22 protein-coding genes are annotated in these 25912 nt (G+C 65.5%); 10 read left to right on the forward strand and 12 right to left on the reverse strand.

The features are described 5' to 3' along the window. Window positions 1-16: 16 nt before the first annotated feature. From ACT89O_RS16630 to surE, 3 genes are read right to left on the reverse strand one after another with little or no spacing between them, the layout of a single operon-like run. Window positions 17-934 (reverse strand): peptidoglycan DD-metalloendopeptidase family protein, encoded by a 918-nt coding sequence (locus tag ACT89O_RS16630; protein WP_487260619.1) that lies wholly within the window; start codon window positions 932-934, stop codon window positions 17-19. A gap of 12 nt (window positions 935-946) precedes the next feature. Next, on the reverse strand, window positions 947-1717 hold the full coding sequence (locus ACT89O_RS16635; protein WP_121420605.1) for a protein-L-isoaspartate(D-aspartate) O-methyltransferase: 771 nt from the start codon (window positions 1715-1717) through the stop codon (window positions 947-949). Beyond that, a complete protein-coding gene (surE, locus tag ACT89O_RS16640) occupies window positions 1717-2505 on the reverse strand; it encodes a 5'/3'-nucleotidase SurE (protein ID WP_055398666.1) in 789 nt (262 codons plus the stop codon). The genes ACT89O_RS16635 and surE overlap by 1 nt, the downstream gene beginning before the upstream one ends. A 139-nt stretch (window positions 2506-2644) precedes the next feature. Between surE and ACT89O_RS16645 the strand changes: the two genes are divergently transcribed. The 4 genes from ACT89O_RS16645 (at window position 2645) to ACT89O_RS16660 (ending at window position 9039) form a co-directional block, all read left to right on the forward strand. Next, window positions 2645-3619: an NADPH:quinone oxidoreductase family protein gene (locus ACT89O_RS16645; protein WP_008905961.1), complete on the forward strand. Its 975-nt coding sequence runs from the start codon at window positions 2645-2647 to the stop codon at window positions 3617-3619. Window positions 3620-3725: 106 nt separating this feature from the next. Next, window positions 3726-5270: a GGDEF domain-containing protein gene (locus tag ACT89O_RS16650; protein ID WP_487260620.1), complete on the forward strand. Its 1545-nt coding sequence runs from the start codon at window positions 3726-3728 to the stop codon at window positions 5268-5270. A 173-nt stretch (window positions 5271-5443) separates the two neighbouring features. Next, entirely contained in the window at window positions 5444-7021 is a 1578-nt protein-coding gene (locus ACT89O_RS16655) for an alkaline phosphatase D family protein (RefSeq protein ID WP_487260621.1), read from the forward strand. 182 nt (window positions 7022-7203) lie between these two features. Next, window positions 7204-9039 carry a gamma-glutamyltransferase family protein gene (locus ACT89O_RS16660; protein ID WP_487260622.1) on the forward strand — a complete coding sequence of 612 codons (1836 nt, stop codon included), beginning with the start codon at window positions 7204-7206 and terminating at the stop codon, window positions 9037-9039. A 131-nt stretch (window positions 9040-9170) separates the two neighbouring features. On the opposite strand, the gene ACT89O_RS16665 is transcribed toward ACT89O_RS16660, so the two are convergent. From ACT89O_RS16665 to ACT89O_RS16690, 6 genes are all read right to left on the reverse strand, one after another. Then, window positions 9171-9485, reverse strand: a complete 315-nt coding sequence (locus ACT89O_RS16665) for a hypothetical protein (RefSeq protein WP_487260623.1) — start codon at window positions 9483-9485, stop codon at window positions 9171-9173. 199 nt (window positions 9486-9684) lie between these two features. Beyond that, window positions 9685-9972, reverse strand: coding sequence for a GNAT family N-acetyltransferase (locus ACT89O_RS16670; RefSeq protein WP_487260624.1), 288 nt, complete (start codon window positions 9970-9972; stop codon window positions 9685-9687). 159 nt (window positions 9973-10131) lie between these two features. Then, on the reverse strand, window positions 10132-10635 hold the full coding sequence (locus ACT89O_RS16675) for a GNAT family N-acetyltransferase (protein WP_487260625.1): 504 nt from the start codon (window positions 10633-10635) through the stop codon (window positions 10132-10134). 225 nt (window positions 10636-10860) lie between these two features. Further along, complete coding sequence (locus ACT89O_RS16680) at window positions 10861-11616, reverse strand: sulfite exporter TauE/SafE family protein (protein WP_487260626.1); 756 nt, start codon at window positions 11614-11616, stop codon at window positions 10861-10863. Between the two features lie 219 nt (window positions 11617-11835). Next, window positions 11836-12465, reverse strand: coding sequence for a pyridoxamine 5'-phosphate oxidase family protein (locus ACT89O_RS16685; protein WP_487260627.1), 630 nt, complete (start codon window positions 12463-12465; stop codon window positions 11836-11838). A 238-nt stretch (window positions 12466-12703) separates the two neighbouring features. Then, window positions 12704-13270, reverse strand: a complete 567-nt coding sequence (locus tag ACT89O_RS16690; RefSeq protein WP_487260628.1) for a carboxymuconolactone decarboxylase family protein — start codon at window positions 13268-13270, stop codon at window positions 12704-12706. Window positions 13271-13441: 171 nt separating this feature from the next. On the opposite strand from ACT89O_RS16690, the gene ACT89O_RS16695 reads away from it, so the two are divergent. The 3 genes from ACT89O_RS16695 (at window position 13442) to ACT89O_RS16705 (ending at window position 15290) form a co-directional block, all read left to right on the forward strand. Continuing rightward, complete coding sequence (locus tag ACT89O_RS16695) at window positions 13442-14341, forward strand: helix-turn-helix transcriptional regulator (RefSeq protein ID WP_487260629.1); 900 nt, start codon at window positions 13442-13444, stop codon at window positions 14339-14341. 191 nt (window positions 14342-14532) lie between these two features. Further along, window positions 14533-15030, forward strand: coding sequence for a hypothetical protein (locus ACT89O_RS16700; RefSeq protein WP_176886469.1), 498 nt, complete (start codon window positions 14533-14535; stop codon window positions 15028-15030). Then, entirely contained in the window at window positions 15027-15290 is a 264-nt protein-coding gene (locus ACT89O_RS16705; RefSeq protein ID WP_108497552.1) for a hypothetical protein, read from the forward strand. The genes ACT89O_RS16700 and ACT89O_RS16705 overlap by 4 nt, the downstream gene beginning before the upstream one ends. A gap of 9 nt (window positions 15291-15299) precedes the next feature. Here the strand turns inward: ACT89O_RS16705 and ACT89O_RS16710 are convergent, their stop codons facing one another. The 3 genes from ACT89O_RS16710 to ACT89O_RS16720 are packed head-to-tail and all read right to left on the reverse strand — an operon-like array spanning window position 15300 to window position 19774. Further along, window positions 15300-16946: an acyl-CoA synthetase gene (locus ACT89O_RS16710; protein ID WP_487260630.1), complete on the reverse strand. Its 1647-nt coding sequence runs from the start codon at window positions 16944-16946 to the stop codon at window positions 15300-15302. Between the two features lie 50 nt (window positions 16947-16996). Next, on the reverse strand, window positions 16997-18667 hold the full coding sequence (locus ACT89O_RS16715; RefSeq protein WP_233559231.1) for a diguanylate cyclase domain-containing protein: 1671 nt from the start codon (window positions 18665-18667) through the stop codon (window positions 16997-16999). Between the two features lie 3 nt (window positions 18668-18670). Next, a complete protein-coding gene (locus ACT89O_RS16720) occupies window positions 18671-19774 on the reverse strand; it encodes an ABC transporter substrate-binding protein (protein ID WP_487260631.1) in 1104 nt (367 codons plus the stop codon). 60 nt (window positions 19775-19834) lie between these two features. Here ACT89O_RS16720 and dnaG point away from each other — a divergent pair, with 60 nt between their 5' ends. From dnaG to ACT89O_RS16735, 3 genes are all read left to right on the forward strand, one after another. Beyond that, a complete protein-coding gene (gene dnaG / locus ACT89O_RS16725; protein WP_487260632.1) occupies window positions 19835-21880 on the forward strand; it encodes a DNA primase in 2046 nt (681 codons plus the stop codon). A 257-nt stretch (window positions 21881-22137) separates the two neighbouring features. Next, window positions 22138-24507, forward strand: coding sequence for an RNA polymerase sigma factor RpoD (gene rpoD, locus ACT89O_RS16730; protein WP_055398678.1), 2370 nt, complete (start codon window positions 22138-22140; stop codon window positions 24505-24507). Window positions 24508-24819: 312 nt separating this feature from the next. Further along, window positions 24820-25839, forward strand: coding sequence for a Bug family tripartite tricarboxylate transporter substrate binding protein (locus ACT89O_RS16735; RefSeq protein ID WP_218301809.1), 1020 nt, complete (start codon window positions 24820-24822; stop codon window positions 25837-25839). The last annotated feature ends 73 nt before the right edge of the window (window positions 25840-25912 follow it).

Here is a 25912-nt window from a genome sequence, read left to right on the forward strand (position 1 = left end):
TGAGCCACAGCCGGGCTCAACGGGGAGGCAGGTAACGCGATGGATCCACCGGCTTGCCCTGGCGGCGGATTTCAAAGTGCAGCTTGACGCGATCGGCGTCGGTGCTGCCCATCTCGGCGATTTTTTGCCCCTTGCGCACGGCCTGATCTTCCTTGACGAGCAAGGTCTGGTTATGGGCATATGCCGTCAAAAACGTGTTGTTATGCTTGAGGATGACAAGGTTGCCGTATCCGCGCAGCCCAGCGCCCGCATACACCACGCGGCCATCGGCGGCGGCCAGGACCGGGTCACCGGCCTTGCCAGCAATGTCGTAGCCCTTGTTGCGTGCCTCGTCAAAACCGGCAATCAACGAGCCAGGCGCAGGCCAGATGAACGCCATGTCATCCTCGGCCGCTGCAGCGGGTGCGGCAGGCGTGGCAGGGGCAACGGCCACCACAGGGCCAGAAGCCGCCGATGTTGCAGGTTTCGCGGCACTGGCCGCAGGGGCTGGCGTGCTCGCAGGTGCTGCAGGCGTGATGGAGGAAGACGTGACAGGACGGGTGACCACGCCGCTGTCCGACGCGACCGTCTGCGAAGCAGCAACCGGTGGCGCTACGCGCAGAACCTGGCCCACTTCGATCAGATTTGCGTTGTCAAGGTTGTTCCAGCGCGCAATGTCTTTCCAGCTCTGGCCGGACTCCAGCCCGATTCGGATCAGGGTATCTCCAGGCTTGACTGTGTAATAGCCAGGTTTGCCCGCATTTTCAGCACCCGGCAGTGGCTTGATGGGGGTGCCAACCACCACACCTGGCTGTGCAGAGGATGAAGGAGCAGAGGAGGAGGATGTGCCTCGGTCTTCCACTGGAGCCTTGTTCAGCCGGGTGCCGCAGCCACTGAGCGCCAAACCCGCCAGTGCCACAGTAAACCCAACCACAAGACCACGCGATACGAACATAAGCAATTCCCTTCAGGCAATCCCCGATTTTAGAGGGACAAAATGCACAGGCTCCAGCACGCTTTGTTTCAATCCGTGTGGGGTTTTGTCGATCACAAGCAACATCTGCTGCCCCCCCGCAAGCGCCATGGGCGCAACCAGCCTGCCGCCCACGGCTAATTGGTCGCACCAGGCCTGGGGCACAGCGTCACCACCGGCTGCGGCGATGATGGCCGCGTAAGGCGCACCCTTGGCATAGCCCAGCATGCCGTCACCGAACAGCAGGTGCACATTGGCCAGCCGAAATGGGCGCAGGTTGTTGCGCGCCTTGTCGTGCAGGCCACGCAGGCGCTCCAGGGTGTAGACCTCGCGCGCCAGGTGGCTCAGCACGGCGGCCTGGTAGCCGCAGCCCGTGCCGATCTCCAGCACACGCCCCAGCCCATCGGTGCGTGCGCCTTCGGCGCCCAGGAGCAATTCGCACATGCGGGCGACGACATTGGGCTTTGAGATGGTCTGCCCCAGACCAATGGGCAGACTGGTGTCCTCATACGCCTGGTTGACCAGGGCGCTGTCCACAAAACGGTGGCGTTCCACGGTGCCCATGGCCTGCAGCACCGCAGCCGATGTGATGCCCCCTGCCGCCAGCTTTTGCACCATGCGCGCGCGCACCGCCGCAGAATCCAGCCCAACGCCCACAGGGGGTGCCGCCACTGGATTGCGCGCAGCGGGAGCCACCGGCGTGGGCCGGACTGCCGCAGGACCCGATCCGGGCAGCCGGGCCGGGAATCCAGGGCGGCGCTGCATCAGAGCTCCGGGGCGCCAGCCGCCCCTGCCGCAAGCCGGGACGCCGTTTGCGCCCAGTAGCCAAGGTTGTCATGGTCGGTCAGGTCCACCTTCAGTGGCGTGATGGACACATGGCCCTGCGCCGTGGCATGGAAATCCGTGCCCTCCGCATCGTCCTTGGCGGCTCCCGCGCCACCAATCCAATACATCGCCTCACCCCGGGGGCTTTCCTGCACGATCACGCGCTCGGCCGCGTGGCGGCGTCCCAGGCGGCACAGCTTGATGGGCTGCAGCGCCGCAAGCGGCATGTTGGGAATGTTCACATTCAGCAGCCAGGGTGTATCGGTCACTAGGTTCTGGGCGCGCATCTGCTCCACAATCTCCCGCGCCTTGGCCGCTGCAGCCTCGATCTCGCCCCAGCCCTTGTCCACCTGCGAGAAGGCAATGGCCGGAATGCCAAACAGATAACCCTCCATCGCGGCGCCCACGGTGCCTGAATAAATGGTGTCGTCGCCCATGTTGGCGCCATTGTTGATGCCCGATACCACCAGATCGGGCCGGTAGCCCAGCAGCCCCGTCAGGGCGATGTGCACACAGTCGGCCGGCGTTCCGTTCACATAACGGAAGCCGTTGTGGGCCTTGTGCACATACAGCGGCGAGTGCAGGGTCAGCGCATTGGACTTGGCACTGTTGTTGTGCTCGGGCGCGACGACTTCAACCTCCACCCCGTCGAGGGTTTTCAGGGCATCGTGCAGCGCCACGATGCCCGGAGCCTGGTAGCCGTCGTCGTTGGAGATCAGAATTTTCATGGGTTGCGGTAGAGCTTGCAACGGATTGTAGGTGGGGCACCCGCCCACACCCAACGGCCCGCCCTCCGTCGCTCGTGGGACATCGTGCGCCCGGGTGCCCCGCCTATCATGCTGACCACATTGACAGGAGACTTTTCCCATGCACGCTTGGCTTTGCACCAACCCCACCGGCGTTGACGCCCTGGCCTGGACCGAACTGCCCACGCCCACGCCCAAGGCGGGCGAGGTGCTGATCGAGATCAAGGCGGCCAGCCTGAACTTCCCCGATCTGCTGATCGTGCAGAACAAGTACCAGATGAAACCGCCCCTGCCTTTCGTCCCCGGCTCGGAGTACGCAGGCGTGGTGGCAGCCGTGGGCGAAGGCGTCACCCACCTCAAGGTCGGCCAGAACGTGGCCTGCCTGTCGGGCACCGGCGGTTTCGGCACCCACACCATCGCCCCGGCAGCCCTGTGCATGCCGCTGCCGGATGGCTTTTCGCACGTGGACGCTGCGGCGTTCATCATGATCTACGCCACCTCGCACCATGCCCTCGTAGACCGCGCACAGCTCAAGGCGGGCGAGACCGTGCTGGTGCTGGGCGCCGCCGGGGGCGTGGGCACGGCCGCCATCCAGATCGCCAAGGCCATGGGCGCGCGCGTGATTGCAGCGGCCTCCAGCGATGAAAAATGCGCGCTGTGCACTTCCATCGGGGCCGACGCCACCATCAACTACAGCAAGGACAACCTGCGCGACGCCATCAAGGCGCTTACCGACGGCAAGGGCCCCGACGTGATTTATGACCCTGTGGGTGGCGATTTTGCCGAGCCCGCGTTCCGCTCCATTGCCTGGCGCGGCCGCTACCTGGTGGTGGGTTTTGCCTCCGGCCCCATCCCGGCCCTGCCCTTCAACCTGGCGCTGCTCAAGGGCGCCTCCATCGTGGGCGTGTTCTGGGGCGACTTCGCCAAGCGCGAGCCCAAGGCCAACGCCGCCATGATGGGCGAGCTGGCGCAGTGGTACGCCCAGGGCAAGATCAAGCCCGTGATCGACCGCACCATGCCCATGGCCGAGCTGCCCGCCGCCTACGCGCACATGGGTTCACGGGGGGTGATGGGCAAGCTCGTGATGGTGAACTAACGCCCGCGCCTGCCAGGCCACAAGGCTTGGCAGAGCCAGCCCCTCAGAAAGCGGCCGCTGTGTCACACTCGCACCTCCTGCTCTCCTCTGACACTGGTGTCCGCACATGGCCGACCGACCACCTTCCGAAATTGCGCGCGAGACGCTCAAGCAGCTAGCCACCCGCCGCCTGCCCCCAACGCCCGACAACTACCTGGCGCTGTACGACGAGATCGCAGGAACCCGCAGCCCCCAGCCGTTCCCGGACGGCCAACTGCACCACATCCTGCGGGTGCTGCCAGGGCAGACACCGGCCCAGAAACGGCTCTTGGGGCAATTTGAGCGCGCCGTCAACAACAAAGACTGGACTTCGCTACAAAGTGTGCTGGTGGGTTACGCCAACCTGGGGCTGAGCCCGGCGGCGGCTGCAGCCCCGGTAGAGACCGCTGCAAGCACCACCGTCCCCGGCAACCCCGGTGTTCTGCCGGACGAGTTTGCGCAGATGCTCGCCCGCCTGATCGACAACACGCTGCCCGCGCTGGGCGAAGACGATGCCCGCGTGATCGAGATGGCGCAAAAGCTCATCGCCTTTCTGAAAGAGCCCGCACCGCCCATCTCCACCGTCCAGCTCATGCTGGGCAACTTCACCTACCGGCTGTCTTTTGCCACCGAAGACCAGGCCGCCATCCGCTCCAGCCTGCTGGAGCTGCTTCACATGGTGTTCGAGAACATCGCCGTGCTCAGCGTGGAAGACCGCTGGCTGCACGGCCAGGCCGAGGCGCTGATGGCAGCATCCACGCCGCCGCTCACTTTGCGCCGCCTGGACGATGTGCAGCGCCGGCTCAAGGACGTGATCTTCAAGCAGACCGAGGCCAAGGCGCGCACCGTGGAAGCGCAGGAGCAGATGAAGGATATGCTGGCCACCTTCATCGAACGGCTGGCCAAGATCACGGCGTCCAGCACTACCTACCAGGGCACCATGGCACGCTGCGCCGACCTGATCGGCAAGGCCAACACCCTTGAGGAAATCGCCCCCGTGCTGCAAGAGGTGATGACCGCCACCCGTTCGATGGCGCTGGACAGCCGTGTGGCCCACGACGAGCTTCACGACCTGCGCGAGCGCACCGAAGCCAAGCGCGCTGAAGTCGCCAAGCTGCAGGAAGAGCTGGACCGCGCCAGCGCCCAGGCCCGGCACGACCCGCTCACCGGCTCGCTCAACCGCAAGGGCCTGGACGAAGCCATGGAGCGCGAAATCGCCCGCGCGCGCCGCCTGGGCTCGCCGCTGTGCCTGGCGCTGCTGGACGTGGACAATTTCAAGACCATCAACGACCGCCTGGGCCACTCGGGCGGGGACGCGGCCCTGGTGCACCTGGCCCAAGTCACACGCGAAGTCATGCGGCCACAGGACCTGCTGGCGCGTTATGGCGGTGAAGAGTTCGTGCTGGTGCTGCCCGACACTTCGGTAGAAAGCGGCGTGGCCGCGATGACGCGGCTGCAGCGCGAGCTGACCACACGCTTCTTCCTGCAGGGCAGCGAGAAGGTGCTCATCACGTTCAGCGCTGGTGTGGCCCAGCTGCACGACAGCGAAGGCAGCCCCGACGCCATCCGCCGCGCCGACCAGGCGATGTACCTGGCCAAGCGATCGGGCAAGAACCGGGTCATGGCGGCATAGGGTGAAGCACCCCCTGAGTCGCCTTCGGCGCCTTCCCCCTCTCCTTCGGGAGGGGGACGCCACCAGCGCACGCAAGCGAAGCGCCGCATCCGCAGCTTGGCGGCCCTTGCGCGGTGGCCGCTGGCCTGGGCCGCGCCGGTTCTAAGCGCAGCGCACCTATCCAGCGCCCCGCAATGAATCCAGAGCAGAGACGCGCATTTTTGCGGAAGGCCATCCTGGCCGCCGCCGCTGCCACCCAACTGCCCCGCTGGGCATGGAGCAACGCACCAGCACTACAGAGCAACCCCTTCGCGCTGGGCGTGGCCAGTGGAGACCCGGCGCCCGACGGTGTGGTGCTGTGGACGCGGCTGGTGCTGGCCAACCCGGCGCTGATGCAAGCGGCCCACACCGTGCGGTGGGAGGTGGCGCACGATGTGCGTTTTGCACAGATCGTGCAAAAAGGCGAAGCCACCGCCCTGCCTGCGCTCGGCCACAGCGTGCATGTGGAGCTGCAGGGCCTGGCACCAAGCCGCTGGTACCACTACCGCTTCATGCTGGGCGATGCCATCAGCGCCACCGGCCGCACGCGCACGGCCCCGGCCCCCGATGACCTGCCCGCCACGCTGCGCATCGGCTTTGCCTCCTGCCAGCGCTGGGAACACGGTCACTACGCCGCCTGGCACCATCTGGTGGCCGACCAGCCCGACCTGGTGCTGTTTCTGGGCGACTACATCTACGAATACGCGACGCCGAAAAACACCACCGACCTGACGCGCACCCACAACCTGCGCCACGCCACCACGCTGGCGGACTTTCGGGACCGCTACGCACTGCACAAAAGCGACCCCGCCCTGCAAGCCGCCCACGCTGCCTGCCCCTGGGCCGTGACCTGGGACGACCACGAGGTGCAGAACGACTACGCCAGTGGTACCGGTAAGGGCGACGATGGCAGCTTTCTGACGCTGCGAGGCGCTGCATGGCAAGCCTTCTACGAAAACATGCCGCTGCGCACCGCCAGCCTGAACGGCCCCGCCTCCGGCACCCGCTGGGATGCCCTGCAGGTCTATCGCCGCCTTCGCTGGGGGCGCCTAGCCCACTTCCACCTGCTGGACAGCCGCCAGTACCGCACTTGGCAGGCCTGCCGCACGCCCCAGTCCGCCAGCGCGGGCGCTGTGCGCGCGGCAGACTGCGCCGACCTGGCCAGCCCCGCCCGCACGCTGCTGGGCGCAGCGCAAGAGCAGTGGCTGGACACCGGCCTGGCCGCCGACGCACACACCAAAGACGCCACCCACTGGAGCGTGCTGGCACAGCAAACCCTGTTTTCGCCGCGCCACTACCCTTCGGGCGTTACGTCCGCCGACAGCTGGGACGGTTACCCCGCAGCCCGCGCGCGCCTGCTGCAGGCCGTGGCACAGCACGCCCCGCGCAACACCGTGCTGCTGGGCGGCGACATCCACCAGAACTATGTGTGCAGAGTGCACGCCAATCCCGATCGCCCGGAGTCGCCCGTGGTGGCCAGCGAGTTCTGCGGCACGTCCATCAGCTCGCGCTCGGGCACCACACAAGATAAGGTGGACGCCATCGCCCGGCACAACCCGCATGTGCTGCTGGCCCGCTGCGACCAGCGCGGCTATGGGCTGGCAGACATCACGCCCACGCGCTGGACCACCACCCTGCGCGTGTTGGACGACCCGCTGCACGCGGACAGTGCCGCCACCACGCTCGCCCGCTTTGTGGTGGAAGACGGGCGGCCCGGGCCCAAGCCAGCATGACGGCTGCTTAAATGCTATTATATTTATAGCTATTAGCGCTTTATGGATAAGCGCTAGAGGCTAAAAACACCCAAATTTCCGGAGCCTGTAGCGCGATGTAACGCCCCGGCGTCGCTCCGGCCGGTCCGCGTACCATGGCCACTTCTTCTCCCCCTTCGCTTCTCGCCACCCAGGAGTTGTCCATGCCCAAAACCACCACGCACCCCCTGCCCTCCCCTCGTGCCATCACCTTCAGCCTGAGCCTGCTGGCCTCGGCCGTGCTGCTGGCAGGCTGCGCCAGCGCCCCGTCACAGTTCGCGTACACCGTGCCCGCCCAGCCCGAAGGCTCGTCCGGCTACACCGAAAAGCCCGGCTGGGCCACCGAGAAATTTGCCGTGGCCGCCGCCAACCCGCTGGCCACGGATGCGGGCTACCAGATCCTCAAGGCCGGGGGTTCTGCCATCGACGCAGCCATTGCCGTGCAGATGGTGCTGACCCTGGTGGAGCCGCAATCGAGCGGCATCGGCGGCGGCGCCTTCCTGCTGCACAGCACCGGCAAAACCGTGGAGGCCTACGACGGCCGCGAGACTGCCCCCGCCGCTGCGGACGAAAAACTCTTTCTCGGCGCCGACGGCAAACCCGTGCAGTTCTACGATGGCGTGGTGGGCGGCCGCTCGGTCGGCGTGCCCGGCACCGTGCGCATGCTGGAGATGGCGCACAAGCAGCACGGCAGGCTGCCCTGGGCCACGCTGTTCCAACCCGCCATCACCCTGGCCGAAGGCGGCTTCAAAATCAGCGCACGGCTCAACACCCTGGTCAAGGCCGACCCGCACCTCAAGAAGGACCCGGTGGCTGCCGCCTATTTCTACAAGGCCGACGGCGACGCGCGCGATGTGGGCGTGAACCTGCGCAACCCCGAGCTGGCCGCCGTGCTGCGCAAGATTGCCGCCGAAGGCAGCAAGGCCCTGCACGAAGGCGAAATCGCCCAGGCCATCGTGGACAAGGTGCAAAAACACCCCACCAACCCCGGCAAACTCAGCATGGCCGACCTGGCCGGCTACCAGCCCAAAAAGCGCGAGGCGCTGTGCCACGACTACCAGGTGCAGGCCAAAGACTTCCGCATCTGCGGCTTCCCGCCGCCCAGCTCGGGCGCCATTGCCATCGGGCAGATCCTGGGCATCCTGAAAAACACCGACGCTGCCGCCAAGCCCCTGCAAGACGGCGTTCCATCCGCCGACTGGCTGCACCTGTACAGCGAGGCCGCCCGCCTGGCCTTTGCCGACCGCGCGCTGTACGTGGCCGACCCTGACTTTGTGCAGCCCCCCGGCGGCAGCTGGACCAGCCTGATCGCCCCCGCCTACCTGGCCGAACGCGCCAAGCTCATCGGCACGCAAAGCATGAAGGTCGCCCAGCCCGGCAACCCGGCCGCCGTGAAGACCAGCTACGCTCCCATGCCCGACCAGCCCGAATACGGCACCAGCCACATCAGCATCGTCGATGCCTTTGGCAACGCCGTGGCCATGACCACCACCATCGAAGACCAATTCGGCGCGCGCCAGATGGTCAAAGGCTTCTTGCTGAACAACGAGCTGACCGACTTCAGCTTTGCCCCCACCGACGCCCAGGGCCAGCCCATCGCCAACCGCGTGCAGCCCGGCAAACGCCCCCGCTCGTCCATGGCACCCACCCTCGTGTTCGACAAGGCCACCGGCGAGCTGCTGATGAGCGGCGGCAGCCCCGGCGGCGCGGCCATCATCCACTACACCGCCAAGACGCTCTACGGCGTGCTCAACTGGGGCCTGATGCCCCAGCAGGCCATCAACCTGCCCAACTTCGGCTCGATGAACGGCCCCACACTGCTGGAAGAAAAGCGCTTCCCGCCCGCCACCGTCGAAGCCCTACGCGCACGCGGCGCCGAGGTGCGCGAGATGAATATGACGAGTGGGTTGCAGGCCATTACGCGTGGCCAGGCACACGGCAAGAAGCTGTGGATGGGGGGCGCGGACCCACGGCGTGAAGGGGTGGTGATGGGGGATTGAGATGGAGATGTTGATGCCTCCGCATCAACACCTCCATCTGCAGCCGGACTTGAAACCCTTCACGCTGCGAGCCCCACAAGCTTGTCGAAGCGACTCGCAAGGCTTCGACAAGCTGTGCCCGAACAGGCCGTTCAGGGCTGAAGGCCTGCCTTGATCTTGCGAACCGCTGCAACGTCGCCAAGGAATACTTGCAGTGCATCCTTGTCTTCACGCGAAAGGTCCGCGCTGTCGAGAAGATGGAGTTGGTGGATCACAACTTCCAGTGCCTCTGCGAGCCTGCCGATTTGCTTGCCGTAACTACCAACCTTCTCCAGCGCAGCTTGCTCTACCTTGGCGTTTGAAGTCGCTCCCAAGTTGACCTGAAAGAGATTGAACGACCAGTTGGGAAGGATTGGCTGGGAGAGCGCTGTAGGGGCCAGTTGAAGTGGCATGTAGAAGTTTTGCAATTTGCACTCCCAGTGAAGTTCGTGAGTTCGGACGGCAATGCCTGCGTTCCCCGGCGGTGGGCTTTGTGCAGCCAGACGTTCGAGCCAAGCGGAAGATGGTGGCATGACGACTGTCACACGAGGCCGATGATAGCCAGCACACCTAGCAGGCCAGGCGGCGCGCCGTAGGGGCTCCCACTTAAAGACTACCAACTCGGCGTCACCTCTTTCGCCGGATGACAAATGCGTTCTCAGCACGTTGAAAGCCGATTGCAGGGTAATAGGACATCGCGTTCGGCGCTGACAGCAGTATGAGAGCGACCTCTTCGCCAATGACCGCCTGCGTCCGCCTCATCAGTTCCTTGCCCACGCCTCGACCCTGAAGAGCCTTGTCGACAGCAAGGTCAGAGAGGTAGCAGCAGTAGGCGTAGTCGGTGAGTGATCGACTCAGTCCCACCAGGCGTCCATCCTCCCAGGCCGAGATCACGAGGCTCGGCGCCGCGAACATGCGCGCGATTCGGGGAAGGTCAGAGGTTGGACGCGTGATCCCTGACGCGTCGAAGACCCGAACAACTTCGACGGGATCTAGCGGTACGTTGTGACGGTACTCGAGTTGAGGCATAGGATCGCGAATGGGATGTGATGTTGAATCGTGTGACGCTTGACGTTAGCGCTCAGCGGACGGCGAAGCCGACTCTCGCAGCAGAGTGTTACCAGCATCTGCTGGAGACCGAAAACGATACACGGATGCGCCACGATCGTGGGAAGGCGCAATGTGAGAACGAAACCCCGCAGTGGCGTTACGCCAAAACAACTCGGCTCCAACATTGCCAGGATAGCTTGCGACAGACCACTCGCCCGGATGCGCTTGGAAGAGCGCCAAGGCGGCCGCCCTCCCCGCGCCGCGGCGCCGATAGCGTGGCTCAACCCAGAACTCAGCTATCTCATGCAGCCCGCGCTCAATGTTTCGGACGAGAGCAAATCCCGCCACGTTGTCGCCCACTCGAAATAGGTACGGCGTTCGCCCCGCCTCCTGCCAGTACAGGTGCAAGTACGGGTAGTCCGTACTGGCGCCCAACTCCGACAAGTATCTGTAGAGCAGCGCTGCCACGAGATCATGGTGCTCCCGAGCAACTCGCTCGACGGTTAGGAGATGATCTGGAGTCATCATGATGGATACAGGTTGTGCGGAGCGGCGCGCACCCCGGGGCTTGAACTTGGCACTTTATGCTTCACGCGTCCACTCCTGTGATGGCGTGGACTCATTGGTTGTTTGGGTGAAGGCGTGGTGATGAGACTGAGCTGAATCCGAGAAAAATTGCCGCCATCGTGCTTCGCACCGACACGCTGAGCAAAAGGCGGCATGCTGGAACCTGCTTATTTAGATACCCGCTTGTCACAACCAACGCTCCAGCACCTTCGGCACCCCCGCCATCAACATCGCCACCCCCGACAGCGTCAGCATCCCCAACACAATCTGCCGAAACCTCGCCTCGCTGATGCCGTGGTACAGCTTGGCGCCCAGCAGAGTGGGCACCAGCATGGCAGGTATGACGATGGCCACCAGGGGCAGCGCTTCGCGGGTGACCAGGCCGGTGGCCAGGTAGGTGATGAAGGTCACCAGCAGCATGGCCAGGTTGAAGTTCTGGATGATGGCGCGCTGCACATCCTTGTCCAGACCGCGCAAGGTGCACCAAAGGGTGGGCAGCACGCCGGTGAAGCCGCCCAGGCCGCCCATCACGCCGCCTGCCATACCCACCAGCGCGTCGGCCACGCGCCCGCCGCGCGTGATGCGGGGCAACTGCTTGGCCATCAGCATGGCCGGGCACCACAGCACCAGCAGCGTGCCCAGGATGACCTTGAACGCGTCCATGTCCAGCCGGGGCAATACGGCCACGCCAATGGGGATGCCCACCAGGCCACCCAGCACAAAGGGCAGCAGGCGCACCCGGTCAAACCCCCGGCGCACCGTGGCCGCCGCCACCAGCTGGCCGGTGAGCGCGCCGCACACCGCCAGCAGCGCGGCCAGGCGGGGTTCCAGCGTCCAGGCCCAGAACGACATGGCCACCATGCCAAAGCCGAAGCCCGACAGGCCCTGCACAAACCCGGCGGCTACGGCGCCCAGGGCTACGATCAACAGCACGGAATCCATTGCACCTCCACTGCTATCGGCTGCGTTCAACAATCTGCTCACGCCGAGCTTGTCGGAGCGCTGCACAAGGGTTCGACGAACTCCGCCTGGACGGCTTCGGTACGTCGCAGACACGCAATTCGTTTTAAGGGGCTGGTGAGCCAGCCGTGTCCATTGTGCAGGTTGGTTCGCAGGCGCACTCGGGCACAGGAGCACCTTGGCCCGCACACACCTTGTCCATCAATACAACGTGGCTTGCTGGCGCGCGGGCAGTTCGCGGTCGTAGGTGGCGCCGTCAAACCGGCCCTGCGTGATGGACGCGAGGATGGCGCCGGGGGTCGGCACCGTGCGCGGGGTGCCAGGCGGTACAGCGCTCCACAGGCGCGAGCGCTGTATGGCGCGGGCGCACTGGAAGTACACGGCTTGCACATCAACGACGATCACGCATTTGGGCGGCTGGCCGTTGACCACGAACCGCTCCAGCAGGTCGGGCGCCACGCTGATGCGCGCGTGGCCGTTGACGCGCAGGGTTTCGCCCACGCCGGGGATGAGAAACAGCAGCGCCACGCCCGGGTCGGCCACGATGTTGCGCAGGCTGTCGGCGCGGTTGTTGCCACGGCGCTCGGGCAGGAGCAGGGTCTTATCGTCCTGCAGCTGCACAAAACCCGCCGGGTCACCACGCGGCGAGGCGTCCAGCCCGCCAGGGCCGGTGGTGGCCAGCACGGCAAAGGGCGACGCCGCGATCATGGCGCGGTAGGCGGGGTGCACATACGGGAGCTCTTTGTGGACGGAGGCCTCGCTGAGTGGGCCCAGCAAGGCCTCCAGGCGTGGCAGGGTGTCGATGGCATGCTCGTCGCGGGTGGGGGTCATGGCGGTAGCTTCCTTGGGGTAGGGTGGCAAGGGAACGGCCATGGTGCGGCAGGCCCGCCGCCCCGACAAACGACTTTGCGGCAGGTCACGCGTGCAAAAAGCGCACACATGGAGTCCGGCACGTGGGAGTGCCGGCCCCACTGCCCTGCCCCCAGCGCATGGCACTGGCACGGCACATGCCGCGCCAGGGGGCAGCGCGCAATCCGGCCCGTGGGCAAGACACGCGCCGCTCCTTTGTTCAGCGTGCGGGACGCAGCTTGACCCCGGGGAAATCCACCGGCACCGCGAGCGCCACGTTCACGTAGTTGGTGAACAGGTTGAGCGCCACATGGCCCACGATCTCGACGATGTGTTCGTCGCTCCAGCCGTGGTCGCGCAGCGCCTGCACATCGGCGGCATCCACCTGGCCACGTTCATTGACCAGCTTCAGCGCAAAGCGCAGCACGGCGGCGGTGCGCGGGTCGGCGGATTCGCCCGACTGCGCGGCGGCCAAATCGTCGCCGCTCACGCCTGCCTTGCGGCCCAGTGCGGTGTGGGCGGCCAGGCAGTAGTCGCAGGCATTGCGATTGGCCACGGCCACAGCGATCTGCTCGCCCAGTGCGGCACCGATCACGCCGCCACCCAGCGCACCAAAGGCGGCCCACATGCTTTGCAGCGCGGCAGGCGAGTTGGCCACCGCGCGGAACATGTTGGGGGTGGCACCGAAAGCGCCGTGGATCTGGTCGAGCACGGTGCGCACGGAGCCGGTGGCGGCGGTGCGGTCAACGAGGGGGACGCGGGCAACGGAGGAGGAGTTAGCGGACATGGCGTGGATTTCCTTGAAGGTCATGAAAGACGGTTTGGTTTAAAGGGCCGGTGCTTGGTTAAGGGGTTAAGCACCGGGTGCCTGTTCTCAGCACCCTTGCAGTGTCCAGCGTCAGCGCGTACCATTGGGCACATAAAATCCACCATTCATACCTAATCATCCAAAATCACCATGAATGCCCGCGACACTTGCACCACGCCTCTGCCAACGCAGGCACCCGCTCCGTTTGACCGGCTGTCGTCGCTGCTGGAGCGCTTTCGGGTGCGCGCCCACCTGTTCCACAGCGGCCCGCTGTGCGGCGTGACCCACTTTGCGGCGGCGCCCGGGCGCGGGTTTCTGCATGTGCTGCGCCGTGGCGAGATGGTGGTGACGCACCAGCCCCAGGCGGGGCCACCGGAGCGGCTGGAGGTAGCTGAGCCCAGCCTGCTCTTCTACGCCCGACCGCTGGAGCATTTTTTTCACAATGCGCCCACGGAGGGCTCGGACTTCACCTGCGCGGCGCTGGACTTTGACGGTGGTGCCAGCCACCCGCTGGCCCGCGCCCTGCCCCCGCTGGTGCTGCTGCCCCTGGGCAAGGTGGACAGGCTGCAGCAGTCGCTGGACCTGCTGTTTGCCGAAACCGACCGCCTGCGCTGCGGTCACCGCGTGCTGGCCGACCGGCTGTTTGAAGTGGTGCTGCTGCAGCTGCTGCGCTGGCTGCTGGACCACCCTGAGCAGGCGCACATGCCGCCCGGCCTGCTCACGGGTCTCGCCGACCCTGCCCTGGCCCGCGCCCTCACCGCCTTGCACGATGCGCCGGGCCAGCCATGGAGCCTGGCGCAGATGGCGCAGCAGGCAGGCATGTCGCGCAGTGCGTTTGCGGCCCGCTTCAAGGCCGTGGTGGGCGACACCCCCGCCGACTACCTGGCGCACTGGCGGCTGACGCTGGCGCAGGCCCATCTGCGCGGCGGACGGTCGTTGAAGTCGATTGCCAATGAGCTGGGTTACGCCAACCCCTCGGCGCTGTCGCGCGTGTTTGCGCAGAAGGTGGGCATGTCGCCACGGGTCTGGCTGGAGGGCCTTGCAGCATAGCGAGCTAAGCCGCCACCTCCTCTGCCCGGCTGGACGCGCGGCCCACGGGCCGCCACAATTTCCTGCGCCGGCTGCGCAGCGCCAGGATCTTGATAAAAACAGGCCCTGGCGCTTATCCTGATTACGCAAGCAGCTATTTAATTGATAGCAAAACTCTGTAAATAGATCAGCCGCCGGAAAGGATGCACACCATGAACGCCGCTCTCACCCAACTGGCAGCCGACTGCGGGCTGGCCAGCGACGCCCACACCCCGCTGCGCCTGGCCTTTGGCCTGGCCTGTGTGCAGCGCGTGCGCCATCTGCTGGAAGATCCGGAGGCCATCGCCGGCCTCGACGTGCTGGCCGCGTTCACGGCGGGCACGGTGGATGCGGCCACTTTGGCCAACGCAGCAGAGCGGCTGAAAGCGGTGGCCTCGCACCACCGGGGCTCGCAGTCGCTGGACGGGTCGGCCCATGCCGCCGTGTCGGCCACCTACGCCGTGGCCAACGCGCTGGCGGGCCGGGCGCTGGAGGCCGCCAGCTACGCGGCCTATGCCACGGTGTATGCCTATGGCGGGTATGCGGTGCAAGACCTCTCGGCGTTTGAGCCAGAGCACCAGTGGCAGGTGCAGGCGCTGCAGCGGCTGCTGGACGATGCGGCGACCCAGCGGTCGGCGAGGCCCCTTGCCGCCAGCCAGCCCTGCGCATGAGCCGCCAGCAGGTTCTCGCCGCGCTGGCCGCCCCGCTGCGTGCGATCCTGGAGGCCGAACTGGCGCAGGGCAACGTTATCGACGAGGTGGCGGACTGGCCGCCTCGGTGCGAGTTGCTCGTGATCCTGCGCCGCCCTTTCGCGAAGGCCTACCCGACCGGGCCTGGCGTGGAGTTCACCGCCATCGAAGACCGGCACTACTGGAAGTCGGAATACAACCTCGATGGCGGCCGGCAGACGCTGGCGTGCGGTTTTGGCTGAGCCGGGTGATCAGACGTTGATGGCGGCCGCCGACCCGGCCTGCTTGCGCAGCTCGAACTTCTGGATCTTGCCGGTGCTGGTCTTGGGCAGCTCGCCAAACACCACGGCACGCGGCACCTTGAAGCCCGCCAGGTGCTTCTTGCAATGCGCCACGATGTCTTCGGGCGTGGTCTGCGCACCGGCCTTCAGCTCCACAAACGCGCAGGGCGTCTCGCCCCACTTGGGGTCGGGCTTGGCCACCACGGCGGCGGCCAGCACGTCGGGGTGGCGGTAGAGCACGTCTTCGACCTCGATGGACGAGATGTTCTCGCCGCCCGAGATGATGATGTCCTTGCTGCGGTCCTTGATCTTGATGTAGCCGTCGGGGTACTGCACGGCCAGGTCGCCGCTGTGGAACCAGCCGCCTGCAAACGCTTCTTCCGTCGCCTTGGGGTTCTTGAGGTAGCCCTTCATGGCGATGTTGCCCTTGAACATGATCTCGCCCATGGTTTCGCCGTCCTGTGGCACGGGCAGCATGGTCTCGGGGTCGAGCACGCGCACATCGCGCTCCAGGTGGTAGCGCACGCCCTGGCGGGCGTTGAGGCGGGCGCGCTCGCCAATGTCCAGGGCATCCCAGGCTTCGTGTTTGGCACACACGGTGGCGGGGCCATACACCTCGGTCAGGCCGTACACATGGGTCAGGTCGAACCCCATTTTTTCCATGCCCTCGATCATCGAGGCCGGTGGCGCGGCGCCCGCCACCATGGCCTTGACGCCTGCGGGGATGCCCACCTTCATCGCATCGGGCGCGTTGACCAGCAGGCCGTGCACGATGGGCGCGCCGCAGTAGTGCGTGACACCGTGGTTGCGGATGGCGTCGAAGATGGCCTGCGCGTCCACCCTGCGCAGGCACACGTTGACGCCTGCGCGGGCAGCGATGGTCCACGGAAAACACCAGCCGTTGCAGTGGAACATGGGCAGCGTCCACAAGTACACCGCATGTTTGGGCATGTCCCACTCCAGCACGTTGCTGATGGCGTTGCTGGCCGCGCCCCGGTGGTGGTAGACCACGCCCTTGGGGTTGCCCGTGGTGCCGCTGGTGTAGTTGAGCGCAATCGCATCCCACTCGTCGGCGGGCAGGCTCCAGGCAAAGGCCGCATCGCCGCTGGCCACAAAGGCTTCGTAGTCGGTGCCGCCCAGGCTTTGAACTGCGGGTCCATAAAGCGCGTCCTGCACCTCGATCACGCGTATGGGGGTAGTGCCCGTGCGCAGGGCCAGTGCCTTGGCCATGGTGCCGGTGAACTCCGGGTCCACGATGACGGCCTTGGCCTCGCCGTGGTCGAGCATGAAGGCGATGGCCTCCGGGTCGAGCCGGGTGTTGAGGGTGTTGAGCACCGCGCCGGCCATGGGCACGCCAAAGTGCGCCTCCACCATGGGTGGGGTGTTGGGCAGCATCACGGCCACGGTGTCGTTCTTGCCAATGCCGGCCTTGGTCAGCGCGCTGGCCAGCTGGCGGCAGCGCGCGTAGGTCTGTGCCCAGGTCTGGCGCAGCGTGCCGTGCACGATGGCCAGACGGTCGGGGTAGACCTCGGCCGTGCGTTCGATGAACGACAGGGGGGACAGGGCAGCGAAGTTGGCTTCGGTGCGGGGCAGGTGCTGGTCAAAGATGGAGGTCATGGGTCGGTGCTGAGAGGTAAACAGAACGCAGCCTACCGCCCCAGGCTGACTCAAACCCTTCGGCGGCGACTCTGCTTGATACGGTACATCGCCGCGTCGGCGCTGGCCAGCAGCGTGTGCGCGTCGTGCGCGTCGCGCGGGAACAGACTCACGCCGATGCTGGCTCGCACCGGGAAGGGCTGGCCTTCGATGTCGAGCGGAGACTCGAAGGCCTGCTCCAGCTTGGCAGCGATCTGCAGGGCCGCATCTTCGGAATCCACGTTCTCGCACAACACGGTGAATTCGTCGCCCGCAAGCCGGGCCACGGTGTCGGCCTGGCGCACGGCGCCTACGATGGTGCGGGCCACGGCCTGCAACACCAGGTCGCCCACGGCGTGCCCCCGCCCGTCATTGATGGCCTTGAAGTCATCCAGGTCCACAAACAGCAGCGCGCAGTCACGCCCGCTGCGGCGCGACAGCTCCAGCGCCTGCGCCAGGCGCTGCTCGAACATGCGTCGGTTGGGCAGGCCGGTGAGTGCGTCGTGGTGTGCCAGGTGGGCCATGGCATCGCGGCTGGCGTTGAGTTCGGTCATCTGGCGCAGGATCTGCTGCTCCATGTCTTGAAAGCTGCGCGCCAGCTCACCCACCTCGTCCTCGCGATCCACCGGCAGCACGCCGTGGGGACGTCCCTGCGGCAGTGCCTGCGTGGCGCGCACCATGGCTTTGAGGGGCTGGGTGACCACGCGTGAAACCAACGCCGCCAGCACCACCCCCACGGCACTCAGCACCAGCAGGATCTTGAGGATGCTGTTGCCCAGGTTCACCACCTCGCCCTGGACCGCCGCCAGTGGTTGCGAGAGCCCCACCACCATGAACCGCTTTTCCTCCTCGCGCCCGAAGGGCATGCGCACGAACGAGAAGACGCGGGCCTCTTCGTCGTCAGTGCCCGGCAGACTGAGCACCACCTCTTCCTGGTGGCCCCCGACCAGTGCGGCCACGGGCGCAAAGCTGTCCTGGATCAGGATGCGCTGGCCCCGGTCGAACCCGAAGGTCTGGCTGGCGTCCGGGTGCACCAGAAAATCGCCCCAGCGGTTGCTGAGGAAGAAACCATAAGGAGCGGGCAGCGCTGTATTGAAGCTACGCAGGAAATGCTGCGCCGCCACACGCACCACCACCACGCCACGCACCTGGCCCCCCCGCACCACGGGCGAAGCCATGCTGAACACGGGCAGCGGCTCGGCATCGGCTGCGCCTTCGTGGTTGATGCCGAACTCCGACACATAGACCTCGCCCGGCGCCAACGCCAGGGTTTCGAACACAAAGGGGAAGTGGGCCTTCTCCTGCAGTTCGTCCTCGCTGGCGCGGACCCACGCGTCGCCAGTCCGGTCGATGCGTACGAGCTCCAGGCCAAAGTCCTGCACGCCGATGAAGCGGATCTGCAGGTAGCTCGGGTGGGTGATCAAGCTGGCACGGAACACATCAGCCAGCACGTTCTTGTCCTGCTCTATGGCCGCCACACTGGCCAGAAAAGCCGTGTCGCGCGCCACGGTGCCAAAGCCGGCTTGCATGTGGCGCGCCAGCACCTGCGTGGTGGCCAGCAACGCCTGTTCGGCCCGCCCCTGCAGGCGCGCGCGGCTGGAATCAAAGGTGTAGTAACCCGCAAGAATGGCCGCAAACACACTGAAGGACGCGAGCAGCATCCCCAGCCGCAGCGCAATGCCCCATTTCATGCGGGTTTTCATGGCTCAGAACCGGTTTGGTCGGTCGCCCGACAGGATGCGCTGCCACAGCTGCGCGCGGCGGGCCTCGTCCTCCACGGGCTCCAGCCACACAATGGCGCCTGCGGGGGCATCGCCCGACAGCGCGGGCGGCTCTTCGAGCGTGTTGGCCAGGCCCTGGCGCCGGGTCAGTTCGCGGCTGACGGAGGGGTCGAGCATGTAGTTGATCCACTCGGTGGCCAGCGCCACCTGGGTGGACCGGCGGGTGATGGCCCAGCAGTCCAGCCAGGCCAGAGCCCCTTCGCGCGGTACCACGTAGCCCACATCCAGCCCAGCATCCCGCAACTGCTTGAGCTGCTGCTGGCCATAGTTGGCATGCATGACCGCAATGCGGTGTTTGCGAAACAGCTCCAGCGACTCTTCGGGAAGGCTGTAAAACGAGCGCACGTTGCGGCGCAGGGCCACCAGATCCCGCGCCAGCGGGCCAAACTGCGTGGCGGGGATATGGAACGGCGCCATCCCCCGGTACATCGCAGCCAGCGAAAAACCGTGGCTGCTGCCGTCAAATGCCAGCACGCGCCCGCGCCAGCGGGGGTCCCACAGCACGGCAATGGAGGCAGGTGGGGTAGTGATCTGCTGGCGGTCGTAGATCAGCCCCATCTCTGAATAGGTGTAGGGCATCGCATACACGTCCGAACCCTGCGCAATGCCAGCGATGGCATGCAGTTGCCGAAAGCGCGGCAGCTGCCGCTCGGTGTTGGGGATGTTGTGCACGGGCAACGGTGCGAGCAGCCGGCGGGCCACCAGCCGCGCAATTTCGGCCGTATTGGCGGCCACCAGATCAAAACCGGCTCCCTGAGGGTTGGCCAGCTTGGCACGCAGCACATCGTCAGAGGCGACGGTGGTGATCTCCACCTTGGCGCCATGGCGCTTCTCGAAAACCGCCACGATATCGGGATCGGCATACCCGGGCCAGGACAGCACACGCAGCACCGGCGCCGCATGCGCTGCCGTGGGCCACAGGCCTGTTGCCACCAGCGGCAGCAGCACAGCCACATCCCGGCGCCGCAGCATGTGCTGCGCCGAGGTGCCTGCCCCACCCACCGCCTGGTGCCGCAACGTGACTGCCATGCCGAAAGCCCCGCTTCTGCAATATCTGGTAACAAATAGTTTACGCGGACAATACGGGGTGTGACGATCCCACAGTCTTTCATTCAGGAGTTGCTTGCCCGCGTCGATGTGGTCGACATCGTGGGCCGCTACGTGCCATTGAAGAAAGGTGGCGCCAATTTCATGGGGCTGTGCCCCTTCCACGGTGAAAAATCCCCCTCGTTCAGCGTCAGCCCCGCCAAGCAGTTCTACCACTGCTTTGGGTGTGGAAAAAACGGCAATGCCATCAGTTTCCTCATGGAACATGCGGGTATGGGGTTTGTCGAGGCGGTACAGGATCTGGCCCAGCAGGTGGGCCTGCAGGTACCGGACGACGACATCTCCCCACAGGAAAAAGAGCGCGCCGCCGCCGCTCGCCAAAAGCAGGCCACGCTGACCGATGTGCTCGAAAAAGCCGCCGACGCCTACCGCCGCCACCTGCGCGAGTCACAACGCGCTATCGGCTACTTCAAAGGCCGTGGCGTCTCGGGCACCGTGGCCAAGCGCTATGGCCTGGGCTACGCACCGGAGGGCTGGCGCAGCTTGGCCAGCGTGTTCCCGCAATACGACGACCCGCTGCTGGAAGAGAGCGGGTTGGTCATCGTCAACGACGAAGATGGCGGCAAGCGCTATGACCGGTTTCGCGACCGGGTGATGTTCCCCATCCGCAACGTCAAGGGCGAATGCATCGGCTTTGGCGGGCGGGTGTTGGGCGATGACAAGCCCAAGTACCTCAACTCACCCGAAACCCCGGTGTTCCACAAGGGGCGCGAACTGTATGGCCTTTTCGAGGCGCGCACCGCCATCCGCGAGCATGGCTACGCGCTGGTCACCGAAGGCTACATGGACGTGGTAGCGCTGGCGCAGCTGGGCTTTCCGAACGCGGTGGCCACGCTGGGCACGGCCTGCACGCCTGAACATGTGCAAAAGCTGCTGCGCTTCACCGAATCGGTGGTGTTCAGCTTCGATGGCGACGCGGCAGGTCGGCGCGCTGCGCGCAAGGCACTCGACGGCGCCCTGCCCCACGCCACGGACACGCGCAGCATCAAATTCCTCTTCTTGCCTGCAGAGCATGACCCCGACAGCTTCATCCGCGCCAACGGCACGGACGCTTTTGCCCGGCACGTGAGCGAGGCCGTGCCGCTCAGCCGCTTCCTGGTTGAATCAGCAAGTGATGGCTGCGATCTGGCCACCGCCGAGGGCCGCGCCCACATGGCCAGCAACGCCCGCCCGCTGTGGACAGCCCTGCCCGATGGCGTGCTCAAGCGCCAGGTGCTCAGCGATCTGGCGGACCTGACCCAGCTCAAGGCCCAGGACCTGGCCGACCTGTGGGGCCAGGCCACGTCGCGCGAGGCACCCCGGTCCTCCCACTCTGGCTACTCTGGCCACCCTGGCGCAGGCAGTGCGCCAGCCCGGCAGGCCCCGGCGGCCTACGATCACGAACCGCCGTCCTGGGACGCCCCGCCCGATGCCGGAACGTGGCCGCCCCAAGGGGAACCGGCCGGAGGATATCCAGGCAGCTATGGCAATGGCAGCGGCTACGGCAACAACAGGCCCGCATTCCGCAAGGGTGGCGACTGGAAGAGCAACTGGAAGAAAAAGGACAAGGACTCCCCCTGGCCACCCCAGCCCCGCCTGCCACGCACCCCCACGGCCAGCCGAGCGGACCATGCTGCGCGCCTGCTGCTGTCGCACATGGCGTTTCTGGAGGAGCTGACCCACGACGACCACACCACCCTGTGCGCGCAGCCCGCCCCCCACGGCCCGCTGTTCAGCTGGCTGGAAGCGCAGTTTCATGAACATGGCCCCTTGGCCTGGGCTGTGCTGCGCGAAAGCCTGCGCGAGCACGAATGCGAAGCGCTGGCCGTCAAGGTGATGACGGGCTCGCACGCCCAGACCGAAGGCGCAATGCAGGAGCTGCGACTGGAACTGCGCGACCTGCTCAACCGCATGCAGATTGAGGACATCGAGGCACAGCAAAAGCTATTGATGCTCCAAGCGGCTGATGACCCGACGGCCCTGGAGCGTTACCGCGCTTTGGAACAAAAGCGCAGGGTTTTACTCGGCGTGGCTGCAAAGGCGGCTTGAAATCAGCGCCAAAGGTATAATGTAGGGTTAGTTATTGGCAAGAGCGACAGCAGCACCTCCGAGCCGGACCACCGTGACAAACGCGCACAACCGTCCAACCATCGCAAGGACTGCACACCAAATGATCGCCCAGACATCTTGCCCCTGAGGGCCTCCCCTCAAAGCGCAAAGCCCTCGTAGCTTTGCGTTGCCACCCGCGCCGGGACCTGAGGCGCTTGCGTTTTCTTTGTGTCCGTTTTTGATCCTGAGGTTGTTCCATGCCCGCTCAAAAGTCCGCGAAGCCACTCAAGTCTGCTCCAGGTACCGCCGCAAAGGCTGCCACCAAAACCGCTGCCAAAGCCCCGGCCAAGGCTGCTTCTCAAAAAGCTGCCGCCGCGCCCGCCCCGGTTGCCAAGAAAGTGAAAACTGTGCCTGTGAAAAGTTCTGCCGAGCTGACCAAAGCTGCCGATGAATTGCTGAAGAAAAAGCCTGCCCGCGCCAAGGCTGCAGCATCCGACGACGAAGAAACCCCGAAGAAGCGCCCAGGCCGCCCTGCTAAGGCCGCTGGTGCCGCTGAAGCCAAGGCCCCCGCCAAGCGCGGACGCAAGCCCAAGGCTGCGGCCGCTGGCGACGAAGGCGGTGACGACACCGACCTGTCCGACATCGAGGCCGACCTGGAAGGTGAAGTCGAAGAAACCACCGAAACCGCAGCCACGGTTGAGAAGGTCAAGCCGCTGCGCATGAAGATCAGCAAGGCGAAGGAACGCGCCTTGATGAAGGAATTCGGCCTGGACGAAACCGTCCTGTCCGAAGAGGACATGGCCAAGCGCCGTGCGCGCCTGAAGGCCCTGATCAAGCTGGGCAAGACGCGCGGCTACCTCACCCACGTTGAAATCAACGACCACTTGCCCGACAAGCTGGTCGATGCCGAAACCCTCGAAGCTGTCATCACCACGCTGAACGACCTGGGTGTGGCGGTGTACGAGCAGACGCCCGACGCTGAGGCGCTGATCATCACGGACAACGCCCCCGCAGGCGCCACCGAAGAAGAGGCGGAAGAAGCCGCCGAAGCCGCGCTGTCCACGGTGGACTCGGAGTTCGGCCGCACCACAGACCCGGTTCGCATGTACATGCGCGAAATGGGCACCGTGGAGCTGCTGACCCGTGAAGGCGAAATCGAAATCGCCAAGCGCATCGAAGGCGGCTTGATGGCCATGATGGAGGCGATCAGCGCATCGCCCGCCACCATCGCCGAGATCCTGAACATGGGCGAAGACATCCGCGAAGGCAAGGTCGTGATCTCGACCATCGTGGACGGCTTCTCCAACCCCAACGAGGCCGACGACTATGTGGCCGAAGAAGACTTCGACGAATTCGACGAAGCCGATGACGACGACGGCAAGGGCGGCTCCAAGGCGCTGACCAAGAAGCTCGAAGAGCTCAAGAAGCAGGCGCTGGAGCGCTTCGACAAGCTGCGCGAGCTGTTCGAGAAGGTCCACAAGGTGTACGACAAGGAAGGCTATGGCACCCCTGCGTATGTAAAGGCCCAGCAGGCCCTGTCGGCCGAGCTGATGACCATCCGCTTCACCGCCAAGACCATCGAGAAGCTGTGCGACATGGTGCGCGGCCAGGTGGACGATGTGCGCAAGAAGGAACGCGAGCTGCGCCGCATCATCGTGGACAAGTGCGGCATGCCCCAAGAGACGTTCATCAAGGACTTCCCGCCCAACCTGCTGAACCTGCAGTGGGTCGAAAAGCAGGCCACTGCTGGCAAGCCCTGGTCGGCTGTGATTGCGCGCAACATCCCGCCCATCCAGGACCTGCAGCAAAAGCTGATGGACCTGCAGTCGCGCGTGGTCGTGCCACTGGCAGAGCTGAAAGGCATCAACAAGCGCATGAACGAAGGTGAAGCCACCTCGCGCGATGCCAAGAAGGAAATGATCGAGGCCAACCTGCGCCTCGTGATCTCGATTGCCAAGAAGTACACGAACCGTGGCCTGCAGTTCCTCGATCTGATCCAGGAAGGCAACATCGGTCTGATGAAGGCGGTGGACAAGTTCGAATACCGCCGGGGCTACAAGTTCTCGACGTATGCCACCTGGTGGATTCGCCAGGCCATCACCCGCTCGATTGCCGATCAGGCGCGCACCATCCGTATCCCGGTGCACATGATCGAGACGATCAACAAGATGAACCGCATCAGCCGCCAGCACTTGCAAGAGTTTGGTTTTGAGCCCGATGCGTCCATCCTGGCGGCCAAGATGGAGATTCCCGAGGACAAGATCCGCAAGATCATGAAGATCGCCAAAGAGCCGATCTCCATGGAAACGCCGATCGGGGACGACGACGACAGCCACCTGGGCGACTTCATCGAAGACGGCGCCAACACCGCCCCTATCGAAGCCGCCATGCAGGCTGGCCTGCGCGACGTGGTCAAGGACATCCTGGATGGCCTGACCCCGCGCGAAGCCAAGGTGCTGCGCATGCGCTTTGGTATCGAGATGACCAGCGACCACACGCTGGAAGAAGTGGGCAAGCAGTTTGACGTGACGCGCGAACGCATCCGCCAGATAGAAGCCAAGGCGCTGCGCAAGCTCAAGCACCCCAGCCGCTCGGACAAGCTGCGCAGCTTCATCGACTCGCTGTAATCCCTGCCCAGCCAGCGGCACACTGAACCCCAGCATTCGTTCAGCACAACGCCCTGCCCCGCAATTGCGGCGCAGGGCGTTTTTCATGGCCAATCCGTTGCGCAAGGCCCAGCGCGTTTACCCTGATACTCCCGACAGCAGACTGACAGCTTGGATGGTGACCATTGCCACCACGTCCAATCAAAAATTGGGAGACTTCCCTGCAGCGTTGCAAGCCGCCCTCTTGCGGCGAGGCTGCGCAGAGAAGCCGACCCTGCTGTCCGGTTGCGTGAAGGACATGCTTTTCACCCCCGCGTTTTCACGAGGTACCCCATGACCCCCCTCAGCCGCCGCAAGGCACTCGCACATGCTGCACTCTCCGCTACGGCGTGGACCGCTTTGACCCCGGCCGCATGGGCGCAAGCCAGCGCCACGGCAGCCCGCCCCACCGCCCCCAAGGCCCCCAAACTGGCGGGCACACTGCGCATCGTGATCCCGGCCAACCCCGGGGGCGGCTGGGACCAGACGGGCCGCGCGCTGGGAGCGGCCCTGGCTGCGGTGGGCGCGGCGGACCAGATCGAGTACGAGAACATTGGCGGCAAGGGCGGCACCATCGGCCTGGCCAAATACGCCGAAAAATACGGCAACGACCCCAACACCCTGCTGATGGGCGGCATGGTGATGGTGGGTGCCGTGGCGCTGCAAAAGCCCGCCGTGGACATGGGCCACATCCAGCCCATTGCCCGGCTCACCAGCGATTACCTGGTGGCAGCGGTAGCCGCCAAATCCCCCATCAAGAACACCAAGGACCTGGCCGATGCCATGCGCGCCGACCTGCGCGCCCTGCCGGTGGCGGGGGGCTCGGCCGGCGGGGTGGACCACATCTTCGCCGGGGTGCTAGCCCGTGCCTCCAAGGCCAAGCCGGAAGACCTGGTCTACAAACCCTTCCCCGGTGGCTCTGAGGTGGTGGACGCCCTGGTGTCGGGCAACGCGGCGGTGGGGCTGTCGGGCTACAGCGAATTCAGTGATGCGATAGCCGCAGGAAAACTGCGCGCCATCGGCGTGTCGTCCCGCCGCAGCGCCTTCGGCCTGCCCGCCTTCCGCGAGCAGGGGCTGGATGCCACCATGGCCAATTGGCGGGGCGTGTTCACCGGCAAAGGGGTGCCCAGCGCCCGCATGGCCGAGATGCTGGCCGCCGTGGAGGCCGCCACCGCCCATGAATCCTGGCTGCGCACGCTCAAAAGCAATCGCTGGGAACCCTCTTGGCTGACAGGCAAGGATTTGGCAGAGTTCATGGAACTGGACCTCACCACGGCACGGGTGATGGTGTACCTGCTCAAGCTGAAGGCATGAAGTGCAACAAGGCCTCTGTGCGGCTGCGGGGCGCCACCCTCGGGCCATACCGGTTTCAGGTTGCAGGCGACGT

The organism is Acidovorax sp. NN32 (genome assembly GCF_057597245.1).